The 8120-nt window shown below is 60.7% G+C and carries 6 protein-coding genes, 1 tRNA gene and 1 pseudogene; 3 read left to right on the top strand and 5 right to left on the bottom strand.

All coding sequences use genetic code 11. The features are described from left to right. Positions 1–344: nicotinamide-nucleotide amidohydrolase family protein (locus tag AACR77_RS01845; RefSeq protein ID WP_231563122.1), on the bottom strand; the 344-nt coding region annotated here is incomplete at its 3' end. Positions 345–591: 247 nt separating this feature from the next. On the opposite strand from AACR77_RS01845, the gene AACR77_RS01840 reads away from it, so the two are divergent. Continuing rightward, positions 592–999, top strand: coding sequence for a Spy/CpxP family protein refolding chaperone (locus AACR77_RS01840; protein ID WP_042879416.1), 408 nt, complete (start codon positions 592–594; stop codon positions 997–999). Positions 1000–1265: 266 nt separating this feature from the next. After that, positions 1266–3836: a DNA mismatch repair protein MutS gene (gene mutS, locus AACR77_RS01835; protein WP_042879414.1), complete on the top strand. Its 2571-nt coding sequence runs from the start codon at positions 1266–1268 to the stop codon at positions 3834–3836. A 70-nt stretch (positions 3837–3906) separates the two neighbouring features. Here the strand turns inward: mutS and AACR77_RS01830 are convergent, their stop codons facing one another. Together AACR77_RS01830 and AACR77_RS01825 are read right to left on the bottom strand one after the other, a co-directional pair. After that, positions 3907–5505 (bottom strand): BCCT family transporter, encoded by a 1599-nt coding sequence (locus tag AACR77_RS01830; RefSeq protein WP_042879412.1) that lies wholly within the window; start codon positions 5503–5505, stop codon positions 3907–3909. Between the two features lie 9 nt (positions 5506–5514). Next, positions 5515–6042 carry a hypothetical protein gene (locus tag AACR77_RS01825; RefSeq protein ID WP_010672814.1) on the bottom strand — a complete coding sequence of 176 codons (528 nt, stop codon included), beginning with the start codon at positions 6040–6042 and terminating at the stop codon, positions 5515–5517. 163 nt (positions 6043–6205) lie between these two features. Between AACR77_RS01825 and AACR77_RS01820 the strand changes: the two genes are divergently transcribed. Then, entirely contained in the window at positions 6206–6685 is a 480-nt protein-coding gene (locus AACR77_RS01820) for a MarR family winged helix-turn-helix transcriptional regulator (RefSeq protein ID WP_010672813.1), read from the top strand. 170 nt (positions 6686–6855) lie between these two features. Here the strand turns inward: AACR77_RS01820 and AACR77_RS23085 are convergent. Next, positions 6856–7896 (bottom strand): annotated as a pseudogene (locus tag AACR77_RS23085) (IS3 family transposase); the annotation flags it as partial. 98 nt (positions 7897–7994) lie between these two features. Beyond that, positions 7995–8070, bottom strand: a tRNA-Asn gene (locus AACR77_RS01805). Between the last annotated feature and the right edge of the window lie 50 nt (positions 8071–8120).

The following is an 8120-nucleotide window of genomic DNA, read 5'->3' as shown; positions in this document are numbered from 1 at the left end:
TCGTCACTGCCGCCACCGGGCCCGGCGATGCCGCTGATGGCGACGCAGATCCCCGCATCGGAACGGGCCAGGCAGCCCCGGGTCATCTCCAGCACCACGGCCTCGCTGACGGCGCCATGGCGCAGCAGGCTGTCGATGCTGACGCCGAGCATCTGCTGCTTGGCCTCGTTGGTGTAGGTGACAAAGCCGCGATCGAACCAGCCTGAGCTGCCCGCAATGTCCGTGATGGCCGTGGCGACGCCCCCTCCGGTACAGGACTCCGCCGTGGCGGCGAGCCAGCCGCGCGCCAGCAACGCCTCGCCCAGCTCTCGGGATAGACGGTCGATCTCTGCCTCAAGTCCCATCATGATGCCCTCTCTGGCCCCTTGCGGGGAAAACATGGGGGCCATTATGCAGTTGCCCCGAATTGCGAGCAACCGGCCCAAGGCCGGCTGCGTCAGTCGCCAATCGACATGGCCCTGGGGGGATGCGGCGCAAGCGCACCGCAGCGGCAAGTTACCCGCGCTTAAGCTCCAGTACATGGGTGCTTCCTATAATCAGCAGGCACCGCCATCCATGCGGTTTCTATTTGTTAGATACTGGAGAAAGCAGATGAAGCATCAATTTAAAGTCGCCGTTGCCGCCCTGGCGATGTGCTTTGCCAGCAATACCTTTGCCACCGAGGCTGCCACAGACCTGCAGAGCGAGACCACCCTGGCCCAGGAGCTGAACTTGTCCAGCGCCCAGACGGAGCAGATCAAAGGATTGCGTGAACAAACCATGAATAGCCTGAGCTCACTCAAGCTCGACGCCATCGGCCAGGACGTGATCGTCAACATGATCAAGTCTGGCAAGTGGGATGAGGCAGCCGCCAAGAAACAACTGCAGGCCATCAGCGACATTCAGGCCCAGGCCCGTTACTACCGCGCCTTCTACCTGTTCGAAGTCAGCAAGGTGCTGACCCCCGAGCAGAAAGCCAAGCTGCAGCAGATGATGAGTGGCGACGAAGCCATGTATTGAGAGACGGCTCCCGTTTCTGTGATGCCAATCCCCGCACTGATGGCGGGGATCTTGCCCCTCCCCCCGGCACGCCTCGCCCCCCGCCCCTCCTCGCTTCTGATCCCCATGACGGCCTTCCAACGCCACCCGGCCCCTGAAACCTCAGGACTGCCTTCCCCAAAATGAGATAACCCCTCACCATCTCGGCCCGAGCATGTAGAATGGCCCCCAGATTCAGACCCATGACGGCAGACGTTTGCCCGCAAGAGCACCTTCTGGAATAGCACATGACAGCACAATACCAAGCGCCAGGCGCCAACTTGAGCGCCCACACCCCCATGATGCAGCAGTATCTGACTCTCAAGGCCGAAAACCCGGAGATCCTGCTGTTTTATCGCATGGGTGACTTCTACGAGCTCTTCTACGACGACGCCCGCAAGGCCTCCCAGCTGCTCGATATCTCCCTGACCAAGCGCGGCCAGTCGGCCGGCAGCCCCATCCCGATGGCCGGGGTGCCCTATCACGCCATCGAGGGGTATCTCGCCAAGCTGGTACAGCTCGGCGAATCGGCCGCCATCTGCGAGCAGGTGGGGGACCCCGCCACCAGCAAGGGGCCGGTGGAGCGCAAGGTCATTCGCATCATCACCCCAGGTACCGTCTCCGACGAGGCGCTGCTCAGCGAGCGGCAGGACAACCTGATCGCCGCCGTCTACCACGATGGCCGCCGCTTCGGTTACGGCACCATGGACATCGGCTCCGGACGCTTCTTCATCAACCAGTTCGAGAAAGAAGAGACCCTGCTGGCGGAGCTGCAACGCACCAATCCGGCGGAGCTGCTCTACCCCGAATCGTTCGCCTTCCTGCACCATGTCGAGGGTCGCCGCGGTCTGCGCCGCCGCCCTGAGTGGGAGTTCGAGCTCGGCACCGCCCGCAAGCTCTTGTGCCAGCAGTTCGGCACCCAGGATCTGGTGGGCTTTGGGGTCGAGCAGAGCGAGACCGCCCTGTGCGCCGCCGGCTGCCTGATGCAGTACGTGAAAGACACCCAGCGCACCGCCCTGCCCCACATTCGCAGCGTGCGCCTGGAGCAGCCCGATCATGCCGTCATCATGGATGCCGCCACCCGCCGCAATCTTGAGCTGACCCAGAATCTGGCCGGCGGTCACGACAACACCCTCTCCGCCGTGCTCGATTGCACCGCCACGCCGATGGGCAGCCGCCTGCTCAAGCGCTGGATCCACCAGCCGATCCGCGATCGGGTGATCCTCAAAGGTCGCCAGAGCACCATCAAGGAGCTCATCGAGCAGAACCTCTATGACGAGCTGGGCGGATTGCTGCGCCAGGTCGGCGACGTGGAGCGGGTGCTGGCGCGTCTCGCCCTGCGCAGTGCACGCCCGCGCGATCTGACCCGGCTGCGGCAGGCTTTTGCTCAGCTGCCCGAGTTGCAGCGCCTGCTGGCGGAGAGCGAGCACGAGGCGGTGCAGCAGCTGCGCGAGCGGGCGAGCACCTTCCCCGAACTGTTCGACCTGCTGGAGCGTGCCGTGATGGAGGTGCCACCGGTGCTCATCCGCGATGGCGGCGTCATCCGTGAAGGGTTCAATCAGGAGCTGGACGAGCTGCGGGATCTGGCCAATGGCGCCACCGCCAGCCTGGCCCGCATCGAGGAGCGGGAGAAGGCGCTCACCGGCATCAACACCCTCAAGGTGGGCTACAACAAGGTGCACGGCTTCTACATCGAGGTGAGCCGCGCCAACAGCCACCTGGTGCCGACCCACTACATCCGTCGCCAGACGCTGAAAAACAACGAGCGCTACATCATCGACGAGCTCAAGAAGTACGAGGACAAGGTGCTCACCGCCCAGGCCCAGGCGCTGGCGCTGGAAAAACGTCTCTACGAAGAGCTGCTCGATGCCCTGCTGCCGCACCTCGGCGATCTGCAGGAGTCCGCTGCCGCGCTGGCGGAGCTGGACGTGCTGGCCAACCTGGCGGAGCGGGCAGAGACCCTCGACTATCGCTGCCCCACCCTCATCGACGAGGATCAGATCCTCATCGAGGCGGGCCGCCATCCGGTGGTGGAACAGGTGATGACCGACCCCTTTATCGCCAACCCGATACGGCTGGAGCGGGAGCGGCGGATGCTGATCATCACAGGCCCCAACATGGGCGGTAAATCCACTTACATGCGCCAGACCGCACTCATCGTGCTGCTGGCCCATATCGGCGCCTTCGTGCCCGCCGACAGCGCCCGCATTGGCCCCATCGACCGCATCTTCACCCGCATCGGAGCGTCGGATGATCTCGCCTCCGGCCGCTCCACCTTTATGGTGGAGATGACCGAAACCGCCAATATCCTCAACAACGCCACCGCCCGCAGTCTGGTGCTGATGGACGAGATTGGCCGCGGCACCAGCACCTACGACGGCCTCTCCCTGGCCTGGGCCTGCGCCGAGCAGCTGGCGAGCAAGATTGGCGCCTACACCCTGTTTGCCACCCACTACTTCGAGCTGACCCGCCTACCCGAGCTGATGAGCGGGCTGGCCAACGTCCACCTGGATGCGGTGGAGCACGGCGACACCATCGCCTTCATGCACGCGGTGCAGGAAGGTGCGGCCAGCCGCTCCTACGGCCTGCAGGTAGCGGCGCTGGCCGGGGTGCCGAAATCGGTGATCCACCAGGCCCGCCACAAGCTGCACGAGCTGGAGAGTGCCACTCCGGTGGCCGCCGGCGAAAGCCGTCCGGCTCCGGTCACTCTCGCCCCGCAACCCCATCCTGTGGTGGAGGAGCTGGCAGCAGTACGCCCGGACGAGCTGACCCCGCGACAGGCCCTTGACCTGCTCTATCGACTCAAGCAGATGCTGTAGCTAACGACCGCCGAACAGGCATGAAAAAGGGGAACCGCGAGGTTCCCCTTTCGTTTGACCGAACCTGTCATCAGCCCGGACCGATGCGATCCATCAGGCTCAGATTGACCGACCCCGGATGGCGCTTGAGCTTCTGCCTGTATTCGAACTGGTGCTGGCTCTCCTGTTTGAGCCCCTGCATCAGGGAGTAGCACATGGCCAGCATGATGACCGAGAAGGGCAGCGCGGCGATGATGCTGGCGGCCTGCAGGGCGGCAAGCCCGCCGGAGACCAGCAGAATGGCCGCGACCAGCCCCTGCCCCAGTCCCCAGATGGCGCGGTGCAGCACAGGGGGATCCTGGTCGCCGATGGAGAGCAGCGTCGTAATCACGAGCGTGCCCGAGTCGCTGGAGGTGATGAAGTAGGTGCAGATAAGCAGGGTCAGCACCCCCTTGGCAATCCAGCCGAAGGTATCCCAGTGCAGCAGTTCCACCGTCTTGTAGAGCGCCATGGTGACATCCTGATTGACCGCTTCCACTACGCCGCCGCCACCGAACAGCTCCAGGTTCATGGCAGTCCCGCCGAACACGGTGAGCCAGAGCATGCCGAGCAGGGAGGGCACCAGCAGGACACCGAGCACGAATTCACGAATCGTGCGTCCCTTGGAGATGCGGGCGATGAACATGCCGACAAAGGGGGCCCACGCAATCCACCAGCCCCAGTAGAACGCGGTCCAGCTAGACTGCCAGGCCGAGGTACCGTTGGCTTCGGTATTGGTCCAGAAGCTCAGCTTGACGATGTTCTGCAGGTAATCACCGATGTTCTGCACATAGGCGTTGAGGATGTAGGTGGTCGGCCCCAGCACCAGGAAGAGGCCAAGCACGAACACGCTCAACCAGATATTGAGTTCGGAGAGGATCTTCACCCCGCGCCCGACACCGGAGATGGCCGACAGGGTGGCAATCAGGCTGATGCCACCGATGAGCCAGAGCTGGTTCGCTTGTGACACGCCCATGCCGAACATCTGGTTGAGGCCGGTGTTCATCTGGGAGACACCCAGCCCAAGGGAGGTCGCCACCCCGAACACGGTACCGAACACCGCCAGCACATCGGCGGCATGGCCCCAGAAGCCGTAGATGCGATCGCCAAGAATGGGATAGAGCACGGAGCGGATGGCCAGCGGCAACTTGCGCCGGTAGCTGAAGAAGGCCAGCGACAGGCCGACGATCACATAGATGGCCCAGGGGTGCAGACCCCAGTGGAAGAAGGTGAGGCGCATGGCGATCTGGGCCGCTTCCGGCGTCATGCCTTCGGTGATGAAGGGGTTGCCCTGCAGGTGATACATGGGCTCGGCGATGCTCCAGAACACCAGGCCTATGCCCATGCCTGCGCTGAACAGCATAGAGAACCAGGCAAAGTAGCCAAACTCCGGTACCTGGTCGTCGTCGCCCAGCCGGATGCTGCCAAAGCGGCTGAACATCAGGTAGACGGCGAAGAACAGGAACAGGGCGACCACCAGGATGTAATACCACTTGAAGCCAGCAATGATGGTGTCCTTGGCCCCGGTAAACCAGGTGCCTGCGGTATCCGGATCAAAGACGCCGAACAGCAGGAAGAGGGTCACGACGGTGAGGGCCGTCATGGCCATGGTGGGATTGAGGCCTTTCAAAAGCCCTTTGGTTGCTCGCATCGGGCCTCCTTAGTCGTTGTTGAAAAAGTCTTCACCCACGTGATCGCCGGCACCGCCGATGGCGCGATAGGCCAGACGACCTGCCACCTGCTCACGGTGATCCACCAGGGTCACCGACGGCTGACCGTTCACTGCGTGGCGTTTGCCAAGGAAGATAGCCATGGGCACCCCCAGATTGGAGACACCGCTGGTGATCCAGAGGCGGTTGAAGTCATAGGAGCCACCGATGAACTCCAGCTGTGCCAGTCCATTGTCCAGACCCGCCAGATAGAAGTTCATGGCACTCTCGTCGGGGAAGAGGTGAACCAGCACATAGGCATAGCGCAACTCATTGACCAACTCCTTTAGACTGAAAGAACCTGTATTACTGCAAGAGAGCGGCAGCTCACCATCGTAGTGGTGTACCTTGAGGTTGTTGGGGTCCTCGTCATAGGCAGGTTGATAACGCACAAACGCCGCGGTATCCGGCAGCTCATAGCGAACTCTGACCACACGCAGGTCGGCAACCAGGGACTTGATATCCAGGTCGTCATGCATGATTTCACTCCTCAAATATCGGGTTGGAATGGGGCAATTGTCCGATAACCTAACACAATATTCATTAGAGCTAAAACCATTACATCCAAAACCATATTGACCTTGTTATGGATTAGGCGGAGAATTTCGCGCCTCTCCACAGCCCTGCGATGACCCAGACCCCATGGAAAAACATGATGAAGTGCTGATCGCCCTGCGCCAGATCATCCGTGCCATCGACATGCACTCCAAGCGCTTGATCAAGGAGGCCGGCCTGACCTCGCCCCAGCTCCTGCTGCTCAAGGGGATCGACGAGCTTGGCCAGATCTCCATGCGCCAGCTGGCGGATCACACCAACATGAGCCAGGCCACCGCGACCACCATCATGGACCGACTGGAGAGCCGCCAACTGGTACAGCGCATTCGCAGCGAAACCGACAAACGCAAGGTGCATGCGACGCTCACTGACGCGGGACGCGCCCTGCTTGCCCAGGCTCCGACCCCCTTGCAGGAGAGTTTCATTCAACGCTTTCAGGCGCTGGAAAACTGGGAGCAGGGGTTGTTGCTCTCATCCCTGCAACGCATCTCCGCCATGATGAATGCCGACGGCATCGATGCCGCCCCCGTGCTGAGTGTCAGCCCCCTGACCGAAGAGCGGGCCTGAAATCCTGAAGTCCGTTTACATGTTTTCAGTTAACTTCTGGCACTCAGAACCCGATGTACCGCATCGGGGATTCTGCATTGCGAGGCCTAATGCGATCATTCTAGGTTATAACTACCCACCACCTTATGCACCATCTTCCTCGTCTACACCAGGTCCTACGGGCTTTGCTACAGCAACTCTCCTTTCAGTATCCCGTTCACCCGCTCTGCCAGCGCATTCTGATAACAGTCATACCCATCAGTCATCGAGTACTGTACTCCGTACCGTTCATGCAGCGTCTGATTCAAGCCTGAGCAATACTGCACCCTGCCGTCCGAGTGATGGATAAACTCCCCGCTGCCACGCCGTTGCTTCAGTGCTCTGCGCCATCACAACCAACTCAGCATGCATCCCTTCGTGCACGTGATGCCCCGCTATCTTACGCGAGAAGGCATCCGTCACCAGGCTCAGGTAGAGTGGCCCGCTCTTTGCCGGCAGGTAAGTGATGTCGGCAACCAAGACCTGCCCTGGCGCCACCGCAGTGATTTTCACCGGGCCGGGTTTGAGCAAGTTGGGATGGCGATAGAAACGCTGAAAACTGTGGAGCGTCTTGTGATAGGCCCGTTTGGGCTGCACCAACAGACGGTGCTCGGCCAATATCCTAAACAGTCTGTCCCACCAGACCGTCAGCCCAGCATCGTCTTGGCCCTGCAGCAGATAATGCTACTTGTGGATGCCCACCCGTAGTGAACTTTGCGCACAAAGCTCACTACCTGCTGCCCTTGTGCATGACGCAGGTCGGCGACCCGATTGCGATTGTAGTCAGCCTAACGGTTTATTCCGAGGAACCAGCAAGCACTGAAGATGGTCAGCTTTTCGACATACCGCTGCGAGAGAGCTTACCAGGTCGTTTTTTACGATTGAGGCGCCTTCAAAGAACTGAGCCTCCAGGCTCATCAGCGCCAGCTACTCGAGCTCCTTGATACGCTGTTCAGACATTTGGTTGTCGGGATCAGGCATGATGTGATCCTGCCAGCTCTAATCGATGCTCCCTGGCTCCAACCCTGCAGACCATGCTTATGCAACCATACCAGAATGGTCGAATTGCCCTGAATGCCATATTGGAATTGTGTCTACTGGTAGGTGAGTTCACCTTTTTCAATCTGCTCGACCAGGGACAATTTAAACCTCAGTGAGTAATCGCGCTGTGTGCGTTTCACACCTTGTCCCATCGAGATCTCCATCTATTCGGGGAAGAAGGTATAAGCCATATTCAGGACGGGGACAATGGGAAAAGAAAAAGCCCAGCATTGCTGCTGGGCTTTTTATTTGGCTCCTCCTGCTGGGCTCGAACCAGCGACCTGCGGATTAACAGTCCGTCGCTCTACCGACTGAGCTAAGGAGGAATTATTCGTGGTGCCCAGAGACGGAATCGAACCGCCGACACGGGGATTTT

The organism is Aeromonas sp. ZOR0002, assembly GCF_963866995.1.
GTDB classification, from domain to species: domain Bacteria; phylum Pseudomonadota; class Gammaproteobacteria; order Enterobacterales; family Aeromonadaceae; genus Aeromonas; species Aeromonas caviae.
Note: the sequence above shows the minus strand (reverse complement) of the source record. Positions and strands in the feature narration are given on the sequence as shown.